Here is a 24459-nt window from a genome sequence, read left to right as displayed (position 1 = left end):
GGCGCCCTCCCTGTGCGTTTCACAACGCACGAAGTGTGCCAATCTGCTGCCGATTGCCTGAAAGCCCCGTAGCGGCGGGCCAACGCGGGCGCCAGCCAGGGCCGTATAAGAATCCAAAAAACCCATCTCGCAAATCGGGACAATCACCAATCTGGGGCAGAAAAGCCCGACCGGCGTGCGTTCGCGCTTTTTTGCTGCATTGCAGCGGCCGCGTGGACGGTGCTTTGCCGCATGTATTTGGTCGTACAATGCGCATCAAGCTGCGCTATTGATGAGGTAAACAAATGAATGTGACGCTGCGACAGCTCAGGGTTTTCATCGAGGTGGCGCGCTTGCAAAGCTTCAGTCGGGCCGGCGCCGAAATCGGCCTCACGCAGTCGGCGGTCAGTCGCTGCGTACGCGAGCTCGAAAGCGAGATCGGCCTGAAGCTCATCGATCGCACGACGCGCGAAGTGCAACTAACCGACGTAGGCGGCAACCTCGTGGCGAGTGTGTCGCGACTGCTGGGGGATCTCGACGACGCGTTGCGCGAGATCCGCGAAATCGGCGAGCAGCGCCGCGGACGCGTGGTGGTCGCGGCGAGCCCGACCGTCGCGTGCCGGCTGATGCCGCGCGTAGTCGCGTCGTGCGGACAGCAGTTTCCTTATGTGACGCTTGGGCTGCGCGACGACGTGCAAAGCGACGTAGTGCGCAAGGTGAAGTCGGGTGAAGTGGACTTCGGCGTGATCATCGGCCCGTTCTCCGACGACGATCTGCTCAGCGAGACGCTGATGACGGACTCGTTCTGCATCGTGTCGCGTGACGATCACCGGCTCGCCGCGCGCAAGCAGGTTACGTGGAAGGACCTCGACGGCGAGCAACTCGTGATGCTCGATTATGCGTCCGGCAGCCGCCCCCTCATCGATGCCGTGATGCAGGCGCAGGGCGTGAACGCCACCGTGGTGCAGGAACTCGGCCATTCGGCGACGGTGTTCGGGCTCGTCGAGGCGGGCGTCGGGATCAGCGTGCTGCCGTGGCTCGCGCTGCCGCTGCCGGCGGGGGCGTCGCTGATCGCGCGTCCGCTGGTGCCGCGCGCGGAACGCCTCGTCGAACTGGTGCGGCGGCGCGACCGGTCGCTGTCGCCCGCGGCCGAGGCGGTGTGGAATCTGATCCGCCAGTTGCCGGCCCGGGCCGAGGAGTTGAATTAACGGGCGGGATCGCGTGCGATCCGTTCGACTGGTGGATTGGCGCCGGGCGCGGCCCGCCGCCCACACGCCGCCTGCCGCTACTCGCTGCGCCGCTGTCCGGTTACCCGGCGCGCTAAACTACCATCTTCATCGCGCACGCCTTCGCGGTTGCGCTTCGAGCCTCTTATCCTTCACCCACCCGGAAGCCTCGATGAGCGAATTGGACCTGCCCGTGCCCTCCATCCCGAATGCGCGCGACGCCGTACGCGCGCTGCGTCCATCGCAAATCCGTGAAGTCGCGAACGCCGGTTTCGGCGTCGACGACGTACTGCCGTTCTGGTTCGGCGAGTCCGATCGCGTCACTCCCGCATTCATTCGCGACGCCGCGAGCGCCGCGCTCGCCGCCGGCGCGACGTTTTACACGCACAATCTCGGCATCGCGCCATTGCGCGCAGCACTTGCGGGCTACGTCAGCGAGTTGCACGGGGCGACGTCGCCCGAGCACGTCGCGGTCACGAGCGCGGGCGTCAACGCGCCTGATGCTCGCCGCGCAGCTGGTGGTCGGCGGCGGCGACCGCGTCGTCGCGGTGACGCCGCTATGGCCGAATCTGGTCGAAATCCCGAAGATTCTCGGCTCGCATGTCGAAACCGTCGCGCTCGGCTACGGCGAACGCGGCTGGGAGCTCGACGTCGGACGATTGCTGACCGCGCTGACGCCTGACACGAAGATGCTGATGATCAACTCGCCGAACAACCCGACCGGCTGGGTGATGAATCGCGACGACCAGCGCAGCGTGCTCGAACACTGCCGGCGGCACGGCATCTGGATCGTCGCGGACGAGGTCTATGAGCGGCTCTACTATCCCGGCGATGACGCCGCCCAGGCGGCCGGTGTGCGCACCGCGCCATCGTTTCTCGACCTCGCGACACGCGACGAACGCGTGATCTGCGTGAATTCGTTCTCGAAAGCCTGGCTGATGACGGGGTGGCGGCTCGGCTGGATCGTCGCGCCGACCGCGTTGATGGACGACCTGGCGAAGCTGGTCGAGTACAACACGTCGTGCGCGCCGTCGTTCGTGCAGCAGGCGGGCATCGCGGCGCTCCAGCAGGGCGAGCGTTTTACGCAGCAGTTGGTGCGTGACCTGAGGACATCGCGCGATCATCTGGTGCGCGCGCTGTCGGCGGTTCCCGGCGTCGATGTGAAGGCCCCGCTGGGCGCGATGTATCTGTTCTTCTCGATGCCGGGCGCGACGCGCAGTCTCGATTTGTGCAAGGCTATGGTGCGGGAGGTCGGGCTCGGCGTGGCACCGGGCAGCGCGTTCGGGCCGCAGGGCGAGGGGTTCGTGCGCTGGTGCTATGCGTGCGATACGGTGCGGCTCGATGCCGGCGTCGAGCGCTTGACGCGGTTTCTGGCGCGCCACGCCGGCGCCTGATCATGCGGCCTCGTACGCCCCCCCGCTTCGTGTTGACGCACCGCGAGCGGCGAAAAGCCGCGAATCGTGAGAATCTTCTTGCTGTCGACTCGACTCGACTCGACTCGACTCGACCCGGGCGGGCGCGGCTACACCGGTCGGCGCCGCAGCAGAAGATGCACGGCAGATCGCGGCTTTACGCCCCGGTCGTTTTTGCGTAATATGGCGCTCAGTCACGCGATTCCTTTCAGGAATATCGCCGCTCCGTCCGGCTGGGTCTGGCTCGATAAGTCTGTTCGCCACCCCCCGGTGCGTGCTCCCATCAATATGACCGATCAGAATCGGGCGAGCGCGTCTTCAGTTCCACATCGTCTGTTTGATCCGGTTCTTTGACCACAGGGTCTGACCTAGCTGCATGAATACCCAAGAGGCGAAGATCGTCCTCGAGACTGCCTTGATCTGCGCGCAGGAGCCGTTAAAGCTCGGCGAATTGCGCAAGCTCTTTGCCGACGGCGTGTCGGCGGACACTGTTCGGACCTTGCTCGAAGACCTGAAGCGGGACTGGTCTGGGCGCGGTGTGGAGCTGGTCGGGCTGGCGTCGGGCTGGCGGTTTCAAAGCAAGCCCGCGATGCGTTCGTACCTGGATCGGCTGCATCCGGAAAAACCGCCGAAATATTCGCGCGCGGTGCTCGAAACGCTCGCGATCATTGCCTACCGGCAACCGGTGACACGGGGCGATATCGAAGAAATTCGCGGTGTGACGGTGAATACGCAGGTCGTCAAGCAGCTCGAGGATCGCGGCTGGATCGAGGTGATCGGTCATCGCGACGTGCCGGGGCGTCCGGCGCTGTATGCGACCACGCGCCAGTTCCTCGACGACCTTGGTCTAACGGCGCTTGACGAGTTGCCTCCGCTTGCCGATCCGTCCGCACAACTGAACGCGGATCTGCTGGGTCAGCACGCGATCGAGTTTGCCGAGGGCGACGCGCAAAGCATGCAGCAGCCGGTGCAGGATGCCGGGCACGACATCGCAGGTGAGGCTGGCGAGCCGGCTCCGCCGGAAGCGGCGCAGCACGCTGCGTCGGGATTTGAAGCAGCGCCGCCCGAGACGGTAGCCGAGTCGACGCTCGAACCGGAGCCCCGTGCGGAAGCGACCGGGCAGGCCGGCACGTCGAGTGCGTCAGACGCGTCGAGCGCGCCGCACGACATGCAACAACAGCCCGAACCGGCACCCGCGGCAGCGCATGCCAGCGTCGCCGGCTCGGCACAGCATTACGATCCGGTCGCCCAGACCGATCCGGCAACACCCGCGCACGGCTCGGGCGCAGCTCGCAATACGGAGCACGCCGCCGAGCCGAACCCGATCGAGGCGGCGCACGACGATCCCGAGGATCGCCGCGATGCCGCACAGGACGCAGGTTTTCTGACCGACGACGAAACCGAGTCGCGCAGCGCCTGACGTAACCGAACTTTTTTGCCGCGCCCGCAACGGGCGCGCGCGACCTGACATTTTGAGGTTGTTTTGACACATACCCACGACACCGATTCGTCCGAATCCGAGCGCCCCGTGCCGTCGGCGCGGACCGACGAACGCACTACGCAAGCGGCGACAGGCGAGGGCGAGCGCCCGGCTCATGGCGCGGAAGCAGAGGGCGAAGAGCGCCCCCGCCGCGGTCTGCGTCGCGGGCCGCGCAGCCTGATCGCGCGACGCCGCGCCGGCGCGAAGACGAAGGCAGCCGAGGGCGCGCCCGCGCAAGGCGCGCCGGTCGTCGCCGAAACGCCGCCGGACGGCGAGGTCGTCGCCCAGGTGCGCACGCCGCGCAAGGACGCGGGCGCGAAACAGGGCGGGCGTCGTAACGCTGGCGGTGCGAAGCGCGAGGGCGCATCACGCGAAGACCAGCGCGAACGTCAGCCGCGCGAAGGTCAACGTGAGGGCCAGCGCCAGAATCGCCGCGGCGCCGATGCGGCCGCGGAGTCAGCTCAGGACGATCTGTTCTCATACGTGACGTCGCCCGCATTCGATGCCGACAACACCACGACTGGCGGCGTACGCGCGCCGATGCTGCGCCATGGCAAGGCAGCGGCCCCGAAGCGCGTGCTGTCGCCCGATGACGACGCGCCGAAGCTGCACAAGGTGCTCGCCGAGGCGGGCATGGGCTCGCGTCGCGACATGGAAGAGCTGATCATCGCCGGCCGCGTGTCGGTGAACGGCGAACCGGCGCACATCGGCCAGCGCATCATGCCGACCGACCAGGTCCGCATCAACGGCAAGCCGGTCAAGCGCAAGGTCGCCGGCAAGCCGCCGCGCGTGCTGCTGTACCACAAACCGACCGGCGAAATCGTCAGCCACGCGGACCCGGAAGGCCGTCCATCGGTGTTCGACAAGCTGCCACCGATGAAAACCGCCAAGTGGGTCGCGGTCGGGCGTCTCGACTTCAACACTGAAGGTCTGCTGATGCTGACCACCTCGGGCGATCTCGCGAACCGGTTCATGCATCCGCGTTATAGCGTCGAGCGCGAATACGCGGTGCGTGTCGTCGGCGAACTCGCCGAGGGTATGCGTCAGAAGCTGCTAAACGGCGTCGAACTCGAGGACGGCCCGGCGAATTTCTTGCGCATCCGCGACGGCGGCGGCGAAGGCACGAATCACTGGTACCACGTCGCGCTCGCCGAAGGGCGGAATCGCGAAGTACGCCGCATGTTCGAAGCGGCCGGCCTGATGGTCAGCCGGCTGATCCGTACGCGCCACGGCCCGATCTCCCTGCCGCGTGGTCTGAAGCGCGGCCGCTGGGAAGAACTCGAGGACAATCAGGTGCGCGCACTGATGGCATCGGTCGGCCTGAAGGCGCCGACTGAGGAGCGCGGTAGCCGCAATGCGGCGCCGGAGCGTCGTCAGCCGGATCCGATGCAGACGTCGATGGGCTTTATCAACCGCGAGCCGGTGTTGATGTCGCACAGCCGCTTCGAGCAGCAGCCGCGCGGACAGGGTCGCCGTGGCGCGGCGGGCGGTGGCTTCGGCGCGGGCATGGGGGGCGGCACTGGTTCTGGTGTCGGTGTGGGCAATCGTGGCGCCGGGGGGCAGCGCGGCCGCGACGTCGACGGCAATCGCGCGTCGTCGCCCAACGGCAACCGTGCGCGCACTGGCGGCAAGCGTGCCGGCGCGTCCGGCGACAGCGGCGGCAATCGCGGGCCGGGCGGCAATCGTGGCGGCAACGCCAACCGTGTCGGCGGCAACGCGGGTTCGGGCGGCGCGAATCGTGGCGGCGGCACGGCGCGCGGTCGCTCGCGCGGCCGTTGAGCGGAGCGCTGTACCGCGTTTGAGGGGTGGCCGTTGAACGGCCATACCCTTTGGTGCAGTTCGCATGACCTGCCAGGCTGATATGACTTCCGGTGTCAATCGGGATCGGGTTTTTAGTTTCTCGAATTCATGTTGCCGGAATTTCCTCAGGGCGGTGTAGCAGTACATTTCGGCGGTGGATCAAGCTGATATCCGCGGGTTGGGTACCGCACTACAGATGTCCGCCCAATGAGCCTGCCGCTATCTGGAACCGCAAGTCGGATGCAGTAGTCCGTTGCGTAGCCTGGTCGCGGCTTACTCGTCCCAAGCGAGAGTAGAAAGGCCTTCACGCGTTGCCGTGCGCGCTTCAGGTCGTCTTTGGCGCCACCCACGTCCGTGCCAGATCGCGGAACGCTTCGTCGTCGCTCGGCACGTACACCGCGGAGAGGTCACCGGCGCGCAAAGACCGCACAAGCTTGATCGCATCACGCCGCTCAGTCTTGACCCGTTCACCCGGTTTTTTCGGAATCAGCGATCGGGCGCACACGATGCACCCGAATCCCTTCTGCACGAACTGCCGGTAAAGTCCGTAGCCGCATGGACCGGCCTCGCAGACAACGCAGATGTGCCGCACTTTCGACTGCAGGCGCCTGCACAGGTGATCGATATCAGTCTGCGTCATACCGATCTTGCCCAGCAGTTCGACTTCGCCCGAGCCCGGCGCATACGCGACTGTGATCGAGTCCTTGTGTACATCGAGACGGACGCACAGCGTGCTATCGTCTTCCATGCTGGCCTCCGTGCCGGAAATCGCCGGGAGCGGCCGTGTCCGCACTGTGCTGCTCTGGCTGCAATGCTAACCCGCGCTTGATTCGTTACGGCGGGCCAGCCATTGCCTCACGGGAGTCATACTGCATACTGATTAGCAATGTCGAGTGCTTCCCGGCCGAGCCGTTTATCGTTTTTGGCGATTTTATGCCGCCTCTTGTTTGCCGCGTTCGCATGGCGTTCCGATGCGTCAAACGCCGTGCGAAACTGCGCTGAAGACCGACAGGACGCATCGCCGCAAAGTGTTGGCGTAGCCCGTCCGGCTCCCCTTCCCGACGGCTCGGGCGACCTTGCAAAAGCCCGGATTTGCCGCCACATTGTCGAAAGATTCCTATCAAATCAAGCGGAAATGCGCATCGCCCCGCGTTCCGCGGATTGCGTTTGGGCCGGAAAATGGCTACAATCGCGAAGTCGCTGGGCGTACGGTTTCATGTGCGGCTCAGGTGCGACCACCGGCAATAAGATGATGGGCGTTCAGCCCATTTTTTTTTGCCGCTCAGTTCATCGTGGTTCGGCATCTCGGGTTCGCACGAACGTGCGCCGGCTTGGCGCGCGGCCCGCATTGGTTGTTTGCAGAAGAGGCGAGGCTCGCTGCGCGAACATCTAAGAGGGCACTGTGCAACTGACGGAACTGATTGAAACCACGGTCGTGGGACTCGGCTACGAGCTCGTCGATCTCGAGCGCACCGGGCGCGGCATGTTGTGTATCTATATCGACCAACCAGCCGGCATCGCAATCGAAGACTGCGAGAAAGTCACGCGTCAGCTCCAGCACGTTCTGACGGTCGAAAATATCGATTACGAGCGGCTCGAAGTATCGTCACCCGGTCTCGATCGCCCGCTGAAGAAACTGGCGGATTTTGAACGTTTCGCGGGCAGCGAAGCGGTTATCACACTGAAAAAGCCATTGGACGGTCGGAAATCGTACCGGGGCATTTTGCATGCTCCGCAAGGCGAGACGATCGGTCTGGAATTTGAAGGAAAAGAAGGGGCCGCGATGCTCGATTTCACGCTCGCGGACATGGACAAGGCGCGCCTTGTTCCGAAAGTTGACTTTAGGAGCCGCAAACAATGAGTCGCGAAGTGTTGATGCTGGTGGATGCGCTGGCACGCGAGAAGAATGTCGATAAGGACGTGGTATTTGCCGCGCTCGAAGCGGCTCTCGCTTCGGCCTCCAAGAAACTCTTCGAAGAAGATGCGGATATCCGCGTCCACATCGACCGTGAAAGCGGCGTGCACGAAACGTTTCGCCGCTGGAAGGTGGTGCCGGACGAAGCAGGTCTGCAGGAACCGGATCAGGAAATTTTGCTGTTCGAGGCGCGCGAGCAGCAGCCCGATATTCAGCTCGACGAGTTCATCGAGGAGCCGGTGCCGTCAATCGAATTCGGCCGTATCGGAGCGCAGGCCGCCAAGCAGGTGATCCTGCAGAAGGTGCGCGACGCCGAGCGCGAGCAGATCCTGAACGACTTCCTCGAGCGCGGCGAACACATCATGACCGGCTCGGTGAAGCGCCTCGACAAGGGCAACTTCATCGTCGAATCGGGCCGCGTCGAAGCGTTGCTGCGCCGCGACCAGCTGATCCCGAAAGAAAACCTTCGGGTGGGCGACCGCGTGCGCGCGTATATCGCGAAGGTCGACCGCACCGCGCGTGGTCCGCAGATCGAGCTGTCGCGTACGGCGCCGGAATTCCTGATGAAGCTGTTCGAGATGGAAGTGCCGGAAATCGAGCAGGGCCTGCTCGAGATCAAGGCGGCGGCTCGCGATCCGGGCGTGCGCGCGAAGATCGGCGTGGTGGCTTATGACAAGCGCATCGATCCGATCGGCACCTGCGTCGGTATTCGCGGCTCGCGCGTGCAGGCCGTACGCAACGAGCTCGGTGGCGAAAACGTCGACATCGTGCTATGGTCGGAAGACCCCGCCCAGTTCGTGATCGGCGCGCTCGCGCCGGCAGCCGTGCAGTCGATCGTCGTCGATGAAGAAAAGCATTCGATGGATGTCGTCGTCGACGAGAACGAACTCGCGGTCGCGATCGGCCGCAGTGGCCAGAACGTGCGGCTTGCCAGCGAGCTCACCGGCTGGCAGATCAACATCATGACGCCGGACGAATCTGCGCAGAAGCAGAATCAGGAGCGTGGCGTCCTGCGCGACCTGTTCATGGCGCGTCTCGATGTCGACGAGGAAGTCGCCGACATCCTGATCGACGAAGGCTTCACGAGCCTCGAAGAGATCGCCTACGTGCCGCTCAACGAAATGCTCGAAATCGAGGCATTCGACGAAGACACCGTTCACGAACTGCGCAACCGCTCGCGCGACGCGCTGTTGACGATGGCGATCGCGAACGAAGAAAAGGTCGAGAATGTAGCGCTCGACCTGAAGAGCCTGGACGGCATGGACGCCGACCTGCTAGCGAAACTGGCCGAACATCAGATCCAGACGCGCGACGAACTCGCCGAGCTGGCCGTGGATGAACTGGTCGAGATGACTGGGATGGGAGAGGATGCCGCTAAGGCGTTGATCATGAAAGCACGTGAACACTGGTTCCAGTGAGAAATGACCATGGCGCACTGAATTGAACGCGGCCGTCAGGCCGCATGACCCGATGCTAACCGCAAGGAATCGGTCCTTGCATTAAGAGGAATGAATGGCGAGTAACAACGTAGCCCAATTTGCCGCGGAACTGAAAATGCCTGCAGGCGTGCTGCTTGAGCAGCTGCAGGCAGCTGGCGTCACAAAAGCGAGCGAAGCCGACTCCTTGTCCGAAACGGACAAGGCGCGTCTGCTCGACCACTTGCGCAAGTCTCACGGCTCGACTGATGCAGACAAGCGCAAGATCACGCTGACGAAACGGCATACGTCGGAGATCAAGCAGTCCGATGCGACGGGCAAAGCTCGCACCATTCAGGTCGAGGTGCGCAAGAAGCGCACGTTCGTCCGCCGCGACGAGACTGTCGTGGAAGGCGGGGATGCATCGAATCATGTGGCCGAGAACGCGGACGCAGAAGATCTCGAACTGCAGCGTCGGGAGGAAGAAGCACGTCACGAAGCTGAGCTGCTCGAAAAGCAGGCGCAGGAGCTGAAGGCGCGCCAGGAACAGCTCGAGCGCGAAGAAGTCGACCGTCAGGCGCGCGAGCAGGCCGCGGAAGCCGAGCGTCAGCGCGCGGAAGAAGATGTAAAGAAGCGCGCAGCGGCTGCGGCCGAGGCGGCGGCTCGCGAGAAGGCCCAGCAGGCGGCGGCGAAAGCCGCTGCACCGGTTGCCGAGAAGGCAAACGAGCAGGACGACGAACGCGCGGCAGCGGAACGCGCCGCGCAACGCGAAGCCGCGAAGAAAGCGGAAGACGCCGCGCGTGTGGCCGCCGAAAAGGCGCGCGCCGAACAGGAAGAAATCGCCAAGCGCCGCGCGGCGGCCGAAGCCGAAGCGCGCGCGATTCGCGAAATGATGAACACGCCGCGCAAGGCGCAGGTGAAGGCGCCGGAACCGGCACCGAAGCCCGCCGAGCCGGCCAAGGCGGCCGAAGCCAAGGGCACGCTGCATAAGCCGGCGCGTCCGGCTGGTGAAGCACCGGCGCGCCCGGCAGCGAGAAAGCCGGCAACCGCCGCGACTCCGGCGCCCGCGAGCGCACCGTCGGCGGGCGACAAGAAGAAGCCGGGCGGCGGTAAGAGCGGCTGGCAGGACGACGCAGCGAAGCGCCGCGGCATCAAGACGCGCGGCGATTCGAGCGGCGGCGTCGATCGTGGCTGGCGCGGCGGTCCGAAGGGGCGTGGCAAGCATCAGGAGCAGAGCACCACGTTCCAGGCGCCGACCGAACCGATCGTGCGTGAAGTGCATGTGCCGGAAACCATCACGGTCGCGGATCTCGCGCACAAGATGGCGGTGAAGGCTTCGGAAGTCATCAAGGTGATGATGAAGCTCGGCCAGATGGTCACGATCAACCAGATGCTGGACCAGGAAACGGCGATGATCATCGTCGAGGAACTGGGCCACCATGCGCTCGCGGCGAAGCTGGACGATCCGGAAGCCATGCTGGTCGAAGGCGAAGCGAGCGACGCCGAAGCGCTGCCACGTCCGCCGGTCGTCACGGTGATGGGCCACGTCGACCACGGCAAGACCTCGCTGCTCGACTACATCCGCCGCGCGAAGGTTGCGGCAGGCGAAGCGGGCGGTATTACGCAGCACATCGGCGCCTACCACGTCGAAACGCCGCGCGGCGTGATCACGTTCCTCGACACGCCGGGTCACGAAGCCTTTACGGCAATGCGTGCCCGCGGTGCGAAGGCGACCGATATCGTGATCCTGGTGGTGGCCGCCGACGACGGCGTGATGCCGCAGACGAAGGAAGCGATCTCCCACGCGAAGGCTGGCGGCGTGCCGCTCGTCGTCGCGATCAACAAGATCGACAAGCCGGAAGCGAATCCGGAGCGCGTGAAGCAGGAGCTCGTCACGGAAGGCGTCGTGCCGGAAGAGTACGGCGGCGACTCGCCGTTCGTGCCGGTGTCGGCGAAGACCGGCGCGGGCATCGACGATCTGCTCGAAAACGTGCTGCTGCAGGCCGAGGTGCTGGAGCTGAAGGCACCGGTCGAATCGCCGGCCAAGGGTCTCGTCATCGAAGCGAAGCTTGACAAGGGTAAGGGTCCGGTCGCAACGATCCTCGTCCAGTCAGGTACGCTGAACCGCGGCGACGTCGTGCTGGCAGGCAGCGCCTACGGTCGCGTGCGTGCCATGCTCGACGAAACCGGCAAGCCGACCAAGTCCGCGGGTCCGTCGATCCCGGTCGAAATCCAGGGTCTGTCGGAAGTGCCGCAGGCTGGCGAAGAAGTAATCGTGATGCCGGACGAGCGCAAGGCGCGTGAAGTTGCGCTGTTCCGTCAGGGCAAGTTCCGCGACGTCAAGCTCGCAAAGCAGCAGGCCGCGAAGCTCGAGAACATGCTCGAGCAGATGGGCGAGGGCGAAGTGCAGTACCTGCCGCTGATCGTCAAGGCCGACGTGCAGGGTTCGCAGGAAGCGCTGGTGCAGTCGCTGCAGAAGCTCTCCACCGACGAAGTACGCGTGCAGATCGTGCACGGAGCGGTCGGCGGCATCAGCGAGTCGGACGTCAATCTCGCGACGGCGTCGAAGGCGGTCATCATCGGCTTCAACACCCGCGCGGATGCGCAGGCTCGCAAGCTCGCGGAAGCTAATGGCGTCGACATCCGCTACTACAACATCATCTACGACGCCGTGGATGACGTGAAGGCGGCAATGTCGGGCATGCTGGCGCCGGAGAAGCGCGAAGTCGTGACGGGCACGGTGGAAGTACGCCAGGTATTCAAGGTGCCGAAGGTCGGCACGGTGGCCGGCTGTATGGTCACGGACGGTTTCGTCAAGCGCTCGTCGTCGGTGCGCGTGCTGCGCAACAACGTCGTCATCTTCACGGGCGAACTCGATTCGCTCAAGCGGTTCAAGGACGATGTGAAAGAAGTCCGTCAGGGCTTCGAGTGCGGTATGTCGATCAAGAACTTCAACGATATCGTCGAAGGCGATCAGTTCGAAGTCTTCGAGGTCACCGAAGTCGCGCGTACGCTGTAATTCGCGCGGCACGGCACAGCGGGCGGAACGGGCTTGACGCCCGCTCCGCCCGTTGTTTTTGAGCCCGCAGTGTCGAGTTTGTTGCTGGCTTGGCTGCCGCGTTCGTCGCAAATGGACTCTCACCCCGCCGCGGCGACCGCGACGCCGTCGTATCGAACGAATATCGAACGAATATCGAACACGGCTCGCGCGAACCAATTTTTTGCATCCGTCTTAGCGGAGCACACAACACCATGCCTAAGAAACGTACTACTCCCAATCGCAACGTGCAGATCGCCGATCAGATCCAGCGCGACCTGGCTGAGCTGCTGCGCGAGGTCAAGGATCCGCGCATCGGCATCGTCACATTTCAGAGCGTCGAGCTGACGCCCGACTACGCGCACGCAAAGGTCTACTTCACGACGCTGACGGGCGACCCGCAGCAAACGCTCGAAGCGCTGACGCACGCTGCCGGCCATCTGCGCAATCTGCTGTTCAAGCGCCTGCATATCCACACGGTGCCGACGCTGCATTTCCACTACGACAAGACGATCGAGCGCGCCGTGGAGATGTCGCGTCTGATCGACGAGGCAAATTCCACGCGCGCGAAAGACGACTGAGCGTCTGCCATGCCGTGGCGTTCCATGTAGCGCGGCGCCGTTTTTCGCATTTCCCGAACGTTCTGCCTCCCTCGACATGACCGCACCTCAACGCCCCCGCGTGCCGCGTCGCGCGCTCGATGGCGTGCTGCTGCTCGACAAGCCGCTCGGCCTGTCGAGCAACGACGCGCTGATTCGCGCGAAACGTCTTTATCTGGCGAAAAAGGCGGGCCACACCGGCACGCTCGATCCGCTGGCAACTGGCCTGCTGCCGCTGTGTTTCGGCGAGGCCACCAAGTTTTCGCAAGACTTGCTCGAAGCCGACAAGACCTACGAGGCGACGATGCGCCTCGGTATCCGCACGACCACCGGCGACGCCGAAGGCGAGGCGTTCGACATCCGCGCCGTCGACTGCGACGAAGCGGCGGTGCGGGCGGCTTTGCCGAAATTCATCGGCGAGATCGTTCAGATTCCGCCGATGTACTCGGCGCTCAAGCGCGATGGCAAGCCGCTGTACCAGTACGCGCGCGCCGGCCAGACGGTCGAACGGGAAGGGCGGCAGGTGACGATTCGCGCGCTCGAGCTGATTGCGTGCGCGTTGCCGGATGTGACGTTTCGCGTGACGTGCAGCAAGGGCACCTATGTGCGCACGCTTGCCGAGGATATCGGCGAAGCGCTCGGCTGCGGCGCACATCTGGTCGCGCTGCGGCGCACGGGCGTCGGCGCGCTGACGCTCGAGCATTCGGTCACGCTCGACGCGTTGTCCTACGCGACCGAACTCGAACGCGACGCATGGCTGCAACCGGTCGACGCGCTGCTGTCCACGTTCCCGCAGGTCTGTCTGAACGACGATGACACGCGCCGCTTCCTTCACGGCCAGCGCCTGAAGCTGTCGTCGCTGACGATCGCCGCCGACGCGGTGAATGCCCCGCGCGTGAGGGTGTACTCGGCGCAGGGGCGGCTTCTGGGGGTCGCGAAGCCGGGCGAAGGCGTGCTCGCACCCGACCGTCTGATCGTGACGACGGAGAGCTAGAGGTCGCCGTTTTGCCAGCCCGGCGCGGACAATAAAAAAACGGGATCGCCATCGAGCGATCCCGTTTTGATCATGCCCTCCGGTGGAGCGGTGTCGAACTAAAGCAACACCACAAACACCCCCCTCAATGCGCCGTGGCCGCCGCCGCTCCCGCATCGCCGCCTGCCCGTTCCGGCCGCGTGATCCAGATCAGCGCGATCAGCGCGACAAAAATACCGGCCGAAATGAAGAACAGATCGTTTACGCCGAGCTGCGCGGCCTGCTGCGTGACCATGGTGTTGAAGAGACCATAGGTCTGCTGCTGATCCAGGCCCGCCGCGCCCATCTGATGAATCGATTGACCGAACGCTGGGTTGTAAGCATTCGCCTGTTCGGTCAGTTGCGCGTGATGCATGATCGTGCGGTGATCCCAGGCGGTCTGGAAGATCGACGTGCCGATACCGCCGCACATGATCCGCACGAAGTTCGACAGCCCCGAGGCCGCCGGAATCCGATGGCCCGGCAAGCCCGACAGCGTGATCGACACGAGCGGAATAAAGAAGCCGGCCATACCGATACCTTGAATCAGCGTGGGCAGCATCAGCGAGTACGTATCGACGCCCGTCGTATAACGCGAGCGCATCCAGAAACACAGCGCGAAAATCAGGAACGACAGCGTCGCGATATAGCGCGGATCGGTACGCGGCAGCACCTTGCCGGTCAGAGGCGACAACAGGATCGCGAACACACCGACGGGTGCCATCACAAGTCCGGCTTCTGTCGCCGTGTAGCCGATATCGGTCTGGAGCCACAGCGGCAACAGCACGAGATTGCCGAAGTAAAGCCCATAGCCGATCGACAGCGCGATCGTGCCGCCGGTGAAATTGCGCCGGCTGAACAGCGACAGATCAACCACCGGATGCTCGGCCGTCAACTCCCACACGATAAAAAACGCGAGCGCGATCACCGCGAGGAGCGCGAGCACGACGACCGTCGTCGACGAGAACCAGTCGAGGTCCTTGCCCTTGTCGAGCATCACCTGAAGCGAGCCGACCCAGACGATCAGAAGACCGAGGCCGACGCCGTCGATTGGCGCCTTCCTGATGACCGAATCGCGGTTACGGAAGATCATCCACGTCGCGGCGGCCGCGACCGCGCCGACGGGAATGTTGACGTAGAAGATCCACGGCCACGAGATGTTGTCGGAAATCCAGCCGCCGAGGATCGGACCGGCAACCGGTGCGATCAGCGTGGTCATCGCCCACATCGATAGCGCCATCGGCGCCTTCGCGCGCGGATAGCTCGCGAGCAGCAGCGTCTGCGACAGCGGGATCATCGGGCCGGCCACCGCGCCTTGGAGCACGCGCGACGCAAGCAGGAACGGCAGGTTCGGCGACAGCCCGCACATCCATGACGACAGCACGAACAGCATGATCGACGCCATGAACAGCCGCACCTGGCCGATGCGGTCGGTGAGCCAGCCGGTCAGCGGCACCGAGATCGCGTTGGCCACCGCGAACGACGTAATCACCCACGTGCCCTGGTCGGACGATACGCCGAGGTCGCCGGCAATCGACGGGATCGACACGTTCGCGATCGACGTGTCGAGCACGTTCATGAACACGGCGAGCGACACCGCGATGGTGCCGATCACCAGTTGCGCGCCCTCGAGCGGCGGGTGAGGGACTTGCGCCTGAGCCTGAGCCATTAAAAGAGCCTTCCATGAATCATCGGGCGGACCCTCAGCTCTTATGGGCCGCCGGTTTCGCGGCGGCCGCGGCGCTCGCCGCGGTCGACTTCTGCGCGCCGCCGTTCGCGTTCGTGCCGGCGTTTTCCGAGATGATGCGCGCGATTTCCGCATCGGCTTCCGCGCCGTACTTGTCGAAGACGTTGGTCTGGTAAACCGTGGACGGCGCCTGACCGAGCTGGCCGCCGGTGTCGTCCTTGATGTTCACGTCAGCTTGCATCGACAGACCGATACGCAGCGGATGCTTCTCCAGCTCCTGCGGATCGAGCGAAATACGCACCGGCAGACGCTGCACGACCTTGATCCAGTTGCCGGTCGCGTTCTGCGCGGGCAGCAGCGAGAACGCCGAACCCGTGCCGGCCGAGAAGCCGACCACCTTGCCGTGATACGGCACCGACGAGCCGTAGACGTCGGCCGTCAGTTCGACCGGCTGGCCGATGCGCATGTGCTTCAGTTGCACTTCCTTGAAGTTCGCCTCGACCCACACGTCATGCAGCGGCACGATCGCCATCAGCGGCGAGCCGGGCGATACGCGCTGGCCGACCTGCACGGAGCGTTTTGCGACATAGCCTGTGACCGGCGCCGGTAGAGTATTGCGAGCGTGGTTCAGGTATGCGTCGCGCAGCTTCGCGGCGGCGGCCTGCACGTTCGGGTGATCGGCGATCGTGGTGTTCGCGGTCAGCGCGCGGTTTGCCGCGAGTTGCTGTTTGGCGGCGTCGAGCGCGGCTTGCGCGCTCTTCACGGAGTCGCGTGCGTGCGAAATTTCTTCCAGCGATACCGCGCCGGTTTGCGCGACCGTCATACGGCGCTTCAGGTCGTCCTGGGCGCGCGACAGATCGGCCTGGCTCGCCGCGACCCGCGCTTCGTACTGGCTGTCGTCGGCGAACAGACCGCGCACCTGGCGCACCACCTGCGCAAGATTGGCCTCGGCCTGTTCGAGTGCGACGCGCGCGTCGGCCGGGTCGAGCACGACGAGCGGGTCGCCGGCCTTGACGACCTGGGTGTCGTCCGCGTTGACCGCGATCACGGTGCCCGTGACCTGCGGGGTGATCTGCACGACGTTGCCGCTCACGTAGGCATCGTCGGTGTCTTCATGGAAGCGCGCGACGAGGAAGTAGTACAGGCCGTACGCGACCGCGGCAATCAGGATCACGATGACGAGCAGCGTCATCATGCGCTTGCGTTTGCCGTTGTTCGCCGCTTGCGGTGGAGTGGCGGGCTGCTGGGGGGTGCTCATTGATGTGCTCCGGGTTCTTTTGAACGTCGTCGTTTATTCGGGTGTTCGTGTGTATGCGTGTGCGTCGGCGCGGGCGGGCTCGCTCAGTTCGCGGCGGTGCTCGTGGCCTGGTTCGCGGCGTTGGCCGATGCGGGAGCATCGGTCGGCACGACGAGACCGGTCTGGGTTGCGTCGAAGCCTCCGCCCAGTGCCTTGATCAGACCGATCTGCAGACTACGGCGGCGCATCTGCAGACCCGTGACCGTCTGCTCGGCGGCAAGGCGGTTTTCGTCGGCGGTAAGCACCTGCAGCTGCGGCGACAGGCCGGCCTTGTAGCGGATTACGGCGAGCTGGTACGCCTTGCTCGACGCGTCGAGCGCGCGCTGGGCGTCACCCTCCTGGCGGTCGATCGAGCGGATCGACGACACCTGCGTCGAGACGTCCTGCAGCGCGTTGATCAGCGTCTGGTTGTAGTTCGCGACGTCGCCCTCGAAGTCGGCGTAGCGGCCCTTCAACTGCGCGCGCAACGCGCCGGCGTCGAAGATCGGCAGATGGATCGCCGGGCCGAACTGGATCTGACGGCTCGACGCGGTCAGGAAACGGCCCCAGCCGAACGCGTCGAAGCCGAAGCCGGCCGCGAGATTCACGTCCGGGTAGAACTCGGCTTTCGCTTCCTTCACGTCATGCATCGCGGCTTCGACCTGCCAGCGCGCGGCGACGATGTCCGCGCGACGCGCCACGAGGTCGGCCGGGATGTTGTCCGGCAGAGCGACCACGTCGCCGCCGGTGAGCACCGGCTTGTCGATCCGCAGGCCACGGTCCGGGCCTTTGCCGAGCAGCGCGCCCAACTGGTAGCGCACGACGGTGATCTGGCCGTCGAGGTCGGTCAGGTTCGACTGGCTCGTCGCGACGTTGCCGGCGGCGGTCTGCTTCTCGACGTTGGTGTCGAGGCCGGCCGTCACGCGGTCATTCGTGATACGGCCGACGTCCTGGCGGTTCGCGATTTCACGCGCGGCGATGTCGCGAAACGCATACAGCTGCGAGAGCTGGTTGTAGGTGCTCGCGACCGACGCGGCGAGCGTCACGCGCGCCTGCTGCATATCGGCCTCGGCGGCTTTCTGCTGCGACACGGCCTGGCCGAGCCGCTGACGGTTCTTGCCCCACAGGTCGAGATCCCACGACGCGCTCGCGAGCACGTTGTTCTCGCTATACCAGGTGCCGCCGAACGGAGGCGGGTAAAGGGAGTTTGCCGAGTACAGCTCGCGGGTCCATGAATAGCTCGCGCTGACCTTCGGGAACAGCGCTGCGCGCGAGCTTTCGATATACGAGGAAGCCTTTGCGAGCCGCGCTTGCGCCTGGGCGATCGACGGGCTGCCCTCGAGCGCTTCCGCGATCAGCTTCGGCAGTTGCGGGTCGCCGAACTGGTTGGCCCAGTCGAGCGATGGCCACTGGCCGCCCTCGTTGGGCAGACTTTGCGTCGACTCGTACTGCGTCGGCGACGCGATCTGCTTGTCGCTTTTGACGCCGAAGTAGTTCGCGCACCCCGTGAGGGCGAGCGCCGTCACCGCTGCGGCGACAGCGGACCGGCTCGACAGCGCGGGCGCGGACAGGGAAAGGGATTTCATCGCTCGACTCTTCTTTGAGTGGAATGTATTGATGGACGCAGCAAGCAAGCTATTACGATTTGCTATCGGGATGGCTTGCGGGGTCGCGGGAAAGTCCCGTGTGTTCGCCGGAATTGACGAGCACGCGACGCAGCATGCTCTTCAGGAAGCCCACTTCTTCCGGGGTGAACCCGTTCAGCAGGTTATCGAGCACGCCATTGAAAATAGCCGGCATGCGAGCCGCGATCGCATGGCCTTCCGGCGTCAACGCGAGGCGCACGACGCGCCGGTCTTCGTTACTGCGCACCCGCGTGAGCAGGCCGCGCTTTTCGAGCCGGTCGATCAGGCGCGTGACGGCGCTTGCGTCGATTCCGTATTCACGCGCCAACTCAGCCGCGAGCAGGCATTTGCCGCTCGCCACCATGAACAGGATGCTGCCTTGCTGGCTGGTGATGCCGAGTTCGGCCATGCTGCGCTGTGTGATGAGGTTTGATAGCGTCGATCTCACCCGTGAGATGAGATAGCCGACGCTTTCGCCGAGCTGGTACTCGCTGAGATCCGGCGTGGATTCGTTGGACGGCTCCGTCATGATTCTCGTGCGAATGCAATGGTTGACTAGGCATTAGTATAGCTGGCTGTTGATTGACGCGACAAGCGTTAATACAGCTTAGGCAAGGATGATTTCGCGCTCAAGCAACAAACCGTACGGAATGACGTAGGGCGGGGCAAGGCGCGATTCGCGCAACTCGCGCAAGGGCGGAGAGCGGACGGTCTATCGGGGAATACCAGAAAAGGATCATCCATGCGTGCTATAATTTTGGGTTCCCAAAAGTGCGCTTTGGGCTTGTTGTCGTGGTTTGGCTCCTCAACCAGCAGCATAAGCAAGCGGCGCACTCAACCGTCTTCAGGTTTCCTATGACCCGCGCCCTACGCAACATCGCCATCATTGCTCACGTCGACCACGGCAAGACCACGCTCGTCGACCAGCTCCTCCGTCAGACCGCCACGTTCCGCGAGAACCAGCAGATCGCCGAGCGCGTGATGGACTCGAACGACATCGAAAAAGAGCGCGGCATCACGATCCTGTCGAAGAACTGCGCGGTGGAGTACGAGGGCACGCACATCAATATCGTCGACACGCCGGGGCACGCCGACTTCGGCGGCGAAGTGGAGCGCGTGCTGTCGATGGTCGATTCGGTGCTGCTGCTCGTTGACGCGGTGGAAGGCCCGATGCCGCAAACCCGCTTCGTCACGAAGAAGGCGCTCGCACTGGGTTTGAAGCCGATCGTCGTGGTCAACAAGGTCGACCGTCCGGGCGCGCGGATCGACTGGGTGATCAATCAGACCTTCGACCTGTTCGACAAGCTCGGCGCCAGCGAAGAGCAGCTCGATTTTCCGATCGTCTACGCATCGGGCCTGAACGGCTACGCGGGTCTCACGCCTGATGTACGCGACGGCGACATGCGTCCTTTGTTCGAGGCAATCCTGCAGCACGTGCCGGTGCGCCCGGCCGACCCGGAAGGTCCGCTGCAACTGCAAATCACGTCGCTCGACTACTCGTCGTACGTTGGTCGTATCGGCATTGGCCGTATCACGCGCGGCCGCATCAAGCCGGGCATGGCCGTCGCGGTGCGATCGGGCCCGGAAGGCGAAATCCTCAATCGCAAGATCAACCAGGTGCTGTCGTTCAAGGGTCTCGATCGCGTGCAGGTCGACTCGGCCGAGGCGGGCGACATCGTGCTGATCAACGGTATCGAGGAAGTGGGCATCGGCGTGACGATCTGCTCGCCGGAACAGCCGGAAGCGCTGCCGATGATCACCGTCGACGAACCCACGCTGACGATGAACTTCCTCGTCAACTCGTCGCCGCTCGCGGGCCGTGAAGGCAAGTTCGTCACGAGCCGCCAGATTCGCGACCGCCTGATGAAGGAACTGAATCACAACGTCGCGCTGCGCGTGCGCGATACCGGCGACGAAACGACGTTCGAAGTGGCCGGCCGCGGTGAGCTGCACCTGACCATTCTGGTCGAAAACATGCGCCGCGAAGGCTACGAGCTGGCCGTGTCGCGTCCGCGCGTCGTGATGCAGGAAATCGACGGCGAGAAGCACGAGCCGTACGAAAATCTGACCGTCGACATGGAAGACCCCCACCAGGGCGGCGTGATGGAAGAACTTGGCCGCCGCAAGGGCGAAATGCTCGACATGGCATCGGACGGCCGTGGCCGCACGCGTCTCGAGTACCGTATTTCGGCGCGTGGTCTGATCGGCTTCCAGTCGGAATTCCTCACGCTCACGCGCGGTACGGGTCTGATGAGCCACACGTTCGATTCTTACCAGCCGGTCAAGGAAGGCGCGGTCGGCGAACGTCGCAACGGCGTGCTGATCTCGCAGGACGACGGCGCGGCAGTCGCGTACGCACTGTGGAAGCTGCAGGACCGCGGCCGCATGTTCGTGGCGCCGGGAGAAGCGCTGTATGAAGGCATGATCATCGGCATCCACAGCCGCGACAACGATCTCGTCGTGAACCCGATCAAGGGCAAGCAGCTTACCAACGTGCGCGCGTCTGGCACCGACGAAGCCGTGCGTCTCGTGCCGCCGGTTCAGCTGTCGCTCGAATACGCGGTCGAGTTCATCGACGACGACGAGCTGGTCGAAGTCACGCCAAAGTCGATCCGTCTGCGCAAGCGCTACCTGAAGGAACACGAGCGCCGCAGCGCGAGCCGCAACAAGGTTGCCGGCGAATAAGCCGGACTCGAATATCCGTCTGGATAGCAGGAAGCGGAAGCCACCTTCGGGTGGCTTCCTTGTTTTTGGCGCATCAAAACGTTTGGCGCTGCATCATGCCTGCCACTTTCCGGGGCGGTACACATGTAGACACCCATCGCGCCGTTCGCCTTCATTTCTCACAGAACACTGTTGCGCGCTGTGAAAAGGCGCCCCGTCACCCGCGAAACGCCCGCCATCACAGGCTTTGCGCCTGTGCCGTTCGCTATCTGGACTATTCGTTCTGTGCTATGCTCCCGGGTGCAAAGTTTTAGGTCCTTCCAAGCAAGACTTGATTCGCGCAATCCGCTAAACGGTCAGGCCGTGTCGCGGAAGGTTCGGTAACCCGCTATTTCTCGAGAAACTCGAAGAAAGGTGAGCGTAAAAATGATGAAGCAATTCCAGTCGAACTCTTATCTGTTCGGCGGCAATGCTCCGTACGTTGAAGAAATGTACGAAGCGTATCTCGATAATCCGGCGTCAGTGCCCGAGACCTGGCGCAGCTATTTCGATGCGTTGCAGAACGTGCCCGCATCGGACGGCAGCAACGCCAACGACGTGGCCCATGGCCCGATCGTCGAATCGTTTGCCCAGCGCGCCAAGGCCAATGCCTTCCTGCCGCGCGCAACGGCCGGCGGCGAAGATCTCGCAACCGCCCGCAAACAGGTTTACGTCCAGTCCCTCATCGGCGCATATCGCTTCCTCGGCTCGCAATGGGCCAATCTCGATCCTCTGAAGCGCCGCGAGCGTCCCGCGATCCCCGAACTTGAACCCGCGTTCTACGACTTCACCGAAGCCGACATGGACCAGGAGTTCAGCGCAACGAATCTGTACTTCGGGTTCGAGCGCGCGACGCTGCGCGAGATCGTCAAAGCCCTGCGCGACACGTACTGCGGCACGATCGGCGTCGAGTACATGTACATCAGCGATCCGGAGCAGAAGCGCTGGTGGAAGGAACGCCTCGAATCGATCCGTTCGACGCCGAGCTTCAACAACGACAAGAAGAAGCACATCCTGAATCGCCTGACGGCCGCCGAAGGCCTCGAGCGTTTCCTGCACACCAAGTACGTCGGCCAGAAGCGCTTCTCGCTCGAAGGCGGCGAGAGCTTCATCGCGGCGATGGACGAAGTCGTGCGTCACGGCGGTCTGCGCGGCGTTCAGGAAATCGTCATCGCGATGGCTCACCGTGGCCGTTTGAACGTGCTGGTCAATACGCTCGGCAAGATGCCGGCAGACCTGTTCGCCGAATTCGAAGGCAAGCACGTCGATGATCTGCCGGCTGGCGACGTGAAGTACCACAAGGGCTTCTCGTCGGACGTCGCGACGGAAGGCGGCCCGGTTCACCTGTCGCTCGCGTTCAACCCGTCGCACCTCGAAATCGTCAACCCGGTGGTCGAGGGCTCGGCGAAGGCGCGTATGGACCGTCGCGGCGACGAAAACGGCGTTCAGGTGCTGCCGGTGCAGATCCACGGCGACGCGGCTTTTGCCGGCCAGGGCGTCGTGATGGAAACGCTGAACCTCGCGCAAACGCGCGGTTATGGCACGCACGGCACGCTGCACATCGTCATCAACAACCAGATCGGCTTCACGACGTCGGACCCGCGCGACTCGCGCTCCACGTTGTACTGCTCGGACGTCGTCAAGATGATCGAAGCGCCGGTGCTGCACGTGAACGGTGACGATCCCGAAGCGGTCGTGCTGGCCACCCAGATGGCGATCGACTTCCGCATGCAGTTCCACAAGGACGTCGTCGTCGACATCGTCTGCTTCCGCAAGCTGGGCCACAACGAGCAGGACACCCCGGCGGTCACGCAGCCGCTGATGTACAAGACGATTTCGAAGCACCCCGGCACGCGTGCGTTGTACGCGGAAAAGCTCGTTCAGCAGGGCGTCATCAAGGCCGAGGATGGCGAGGAATTCGTCAAGGCTTATCGCAGGGCGATGGACGAGGGCCACCACACGGTCGACCCGGTGCTCTCGAACTACAAGAGCAAGTACGCGGTGGACTGGGTGCCGTTCCTGAACCGCAAGTGGACCGACGCGGCCGACACGGCCGTGCCGCTCGCGGAACTGAAGCGCCTCGCCGAACGCATTACCACGATTCCGGAAAACTTCAAGGTTCACCCGCTCGTCGAGCGCGTGATCAACGACCGTCGCGCCATGGGCCGCGGCGAAGCGAAGCTCGACTGGGGCATGGGCGAGCACCTCGCGTTCGCGTCGCTGGTCGCATCCGGTTATGCCGTGCGCCTGACCGGTCAGGATTCGGGCCGCGGCACGTTCACGCACCGTCACGCAGTGCTGCACGACCAGAACCGCGAGCGCTGGAACGACGGCACCTACGTGCCGCTGCAGAACATCGCCGAAGGTCAGGCGAAGTTCACGGTGATCGACTCGGTGCTGTCGGAAGAAGCGGTGCTCGGCTTCGAATACGGTTACTCGACCGCTGAACCGAACACGTTCGTCGCGTGGGAAGCGCAGTTCGGCGACTTCGTGAATGGCGCGCAAGTCGTGATCGACCAGTTCATCTCGTCGGGCGAAGTGAAGTGGGGCCGCGTGTCGGGCCTGACCATGCTGCTGCCGCACGGCTACGAAGGCCAGGGTCCGGAGCACTCGTCGGCGCGTATCGAGCGTTTCCTGCAACTGTGCGCAGACCACAACATGCAGGTCGTTCAGCCGACCACGCCGGCGCAGGTCTTCCACCTGCTGCGTCGCCAGATGATCCGCCTGTTCCGCAAGCCGCTGATCGTCGCGACGCCGAAGTCGTTGCTGCGTCACAAGGAAGCCGTGTCGGATCTGTCGGAACTCGCGAAGGGTTCGTTCCAGCCGGTCATCGGCGAAGTGGACGAAACCATCGACGCGAAGAAGGTCAAGCGCGTGCTGGCCTGCTCGGGCCGCGTGTACTACGACCTGGTCGCGCATCGCCGCGAAGCGAAGGTGAACGACATCGCGATCATCCGTATCGAACAGCTCTATCCGTTCGCGCACAAGCAGTTCGAAGCGGAAATGAAGAAGTACGACAACGCAACCGAAGTGGTGTGGGTGCAGGACGAGCCGCAGAATCAGGGCCCGTGGTTCTACATCGAGCACCATCTGAAGGAAGGCATGAAGGAAGGGCAGAAGCTGGCGTACAGCGGCCGTCCGGCTTCGGCTTCGCCTGCAGTCGGCTACTACGCGAAGCACTACGAGCAGCAGAAGGCGCTGATCGAAGGCGCTTTCGGCCGTCTCAAGAGCGCGTCGATCGCTAAATAAAGAAACAGACGAGCCGGGAAAGCGCAGTGCGCTTTCCCGCGCCG

General features: G+C 64.0%; 14 protein-coding genes and 2 pseudogenes. 11 read left to right on the top strand and 5 right to left on the bottom strand.

Features of this window, described 5'->3' with window-relative positions; translation table 11 throughout:
* Positions 1 to 284: 284 nt before the first annotated feature.
* The 4 genes and pseudogenes from OKW39_RS04480 to rluB all read left to right on the top strand — a co-directional run bounded on the left by OKW39_RS04480 (position 285) and on the right by rluB (position 5876).
* Positions 285 to 1187 carry a LysR substrate-binding domain-containing protein gene (locus tag OKW39_RS04480; protein ID WP_429562160.1) on the top strand — a complete coding sequence of 301 codons (903 nt, stop codon included), beginning with the start codon at positions 285 to 287 and terminating at the stop codon, positions 1185 to 1187.
* Between the two features lie 190 nt (positions 1188 to 1377).
* Positions 1378 to 2599: pseudogene (locus tag OKW39_RS04475) on the top strand (pyridoxal phosphate-dependent aminotransferase).
* A gap of 394 nt (positions 2600 to 2993) precedes the next feature.
* Entirely contained in the window at positions 2994 to 4037 is a 1044-nt protein-coding gene (scpB, locus tag OKW39_RS04470) for an SMC-Scp complex subunit ScpB (protein ID WP_090804119.1), read from the top strand.
* Positions 4038 to 4100: 63 nt separating this feature from the next.
* Positions 4101 to 5876: a 23S rRNA pseudouridine(2605) synthase RluB gene (gene rluB, locus OKW39_RS04465; protein ID WP_429336241.1), complete on the top strand. Its 1776-nt coding sequence runs from the start codon at positions 4101 to 4103 to the stop codon at positions 5874 to 5876.
* 302 nt (positions 5877 to 6178) lie between these two features.
* Here the strand turns inward: rluB and OKW39_RS04460 are convergent.
* A pseudogene (locus tag OKW39_RS04460) lies at positions 6179 to 6645 on the bottom strand (IS110 family transposase); the annotation flags it as partial.
* A 654-nt stretch (positions 6646 to 7299) separates the two neighbouring features.
* Here OKW39_RS04460 and rimP point away from each other — a divergent pair.
* The 5 genes from rimP (at position 7300) to truB (ending at position 13857) form a co-directional block, all read left to right on the top strand.
* Positions 7300 to 7758 carry a ribosome maturation factor RimP gene (gene rimP / locus OKW39_RS04455; protein ID WP_006052964.1) on the top strand — a complete coding sequence of 153 codons (459 nt, stop codon included), beginning with the start codon at positions 7300 to 7302 and terminating at the stop codon, positions 7756 to 7758.
* Positions 7755 to 9230 (top strand): transcription termination factor NusA, encoded by a 1476-nt coding sequence (gene nusA, locus OKW39_RS04450; RefSeq protein ID WP_090804122.1) that lies wholly within the window; start codon positions 7755 to 7757, stop codon positions 9228 to 9230. The genes rimP and nusA overlap by 4 nt, the downstream gene beginning before the upstream one ends.
* A 94-nt stretch (positions 9231 to 9324) precedes the next feature.
* Positions 9325 to 12246, top strand: coding sequence for a translation initiation factor IF-2 (gene infB, locus OKW39_RS04445; protein ID WP_429336242.1), 2922 nt, complete (start codon positions 9325 to 9327; stop codon positions 12244 to 12246).
* A gap of 233 nt (positions 12247 to 12479) precedes the next feature.
* Complete coding sequence (gene rbfA, locus OKW39_RS04440; RefSeq protein ID WP_008922231.1) at positions 12480 to 12845, top strand: 30S ribosome-binding factor RbfA; 366 nt, start codon at positions 12480 to 12482, stop codon at positions 12843 to 12845.
* 76 nt (positions 12846 to 12921) lie between these two features.
* Positions 12922 to 13857, top strand: coding sequence for a tRNA pseudouridine(55) synthase TruB (gene truB / locus OKW39_RS04435; protein ID WP_429361626.1), 936 nt, complete (start codon positions 12922 to 12924; stop codon positions 13855 to 13857).
* A gap of 124 nt (positions 13858 to 13981) precedes the next feature.
* Here the strand turns inward: truB and OKW39_RS04430 are convergent, their stop codons facing one another.
* The 4 genes from OKW39_RS04430 to OKW39_RS04415 form a co-directional block, all read right to left on the bottom strand.
* Entirely contained in the window at positions 13982 to 15544 is a 1563-nt protein-coding gene (locus tag OKW39_RS04430; RefSeq protein ID WP_429562159.1) for a DHA2 family efflux MFS transporter permease subunit, read from the bottom strand.
* 34 nt (positions 15545 to 15578) lie between these two features.
* Positions 15579 to 16820: an EmrA/EmrK family multidrug efflux transporter periplasmic adaptor subunit gene (locus OKW39_RS04425; RefSeq protein ID WP_090804128.1), complete on the bottom strand. Its 1242-nt coding sequence runs from the start codon at positions 16818 to 16820 to the stop codon at positions 15579 to 15581.
* Positions 16821 to 16903: 83 nt separating this feature from the next.
* Positions 16904 to 18424 (bottom strand): efflux transporter outer membrane subunit, encoded by a 1521-nt coding sequence (locus OKW39_RS04420; protein WP_429562158.1) that lies wholly within the window; start codon positions 18422 to 18424, stop codon positions 16904 to 16906.
* A gap of 52 nt (positions 18425 to 18476) precedes the next feature.
* Positions 18477 to 18992: a MarR family winged helix-turn-helix transcriptional regulator gene (locus tag OKW39_RS04415; RefSeq protein ID WP_429562157.1), complete on the bottom strand. Its 516-nt coding sequence runs from the start codon at positions 18990 to 18992 to the stop codon at positions 18477 to 18479.
* Between the two features lie 326 nt (positions 18993 to 19318).
* On the opposite strand from OKW39_RS04415, the gene typA reads away from it, so the two are divergent.
* Together typA and OKW39_RS04405 are read left to right on the top strand one after the other, a co-directional pair.
* Positions 19319 to 21148 carry a translational GTPase TypA gene (gene typA / locus OKW39_RS04410; RefSeq protein ID WP_090804133.1) on the top strand — a complete coding sequence of 610 codons (1830 nt, stop codon included), beginning with the start codon at positions 19319 to 19321 and terminating at the stop codon, positions 21146 to 21148.
* 405 nt (positions 21149 to 21553) lie between these two features.
* Positions 21554 to 24415, top strand: a complete 2862-nt coding sequence (locus tag OKW39_RS04405) for a 2-oxoglutarate dehydrogenase E1 component (protein WP_429361620.1) — start codon at positions 21554 to 21556, stop codon at positions 24413 to 24415.
* The last annotated feature ends 44 nt before the right edge of the window (positions 24416 to 24459 follow it).

This window comes from Paraburkholderia sp. MM6662-R1, assembly GCF_050436245.1.
GTDB lineage: Bacteria > Pseudomonadota > Gammaproteobacteria > Burkholderiales > Burkholderiaceae > Paraburkholderia > Paraburkholderia tuberum.
Note: the sequence above shows the minus strand (reverse complement) of the source record. Positions and strands in the feature narration are given on the sequence as shown.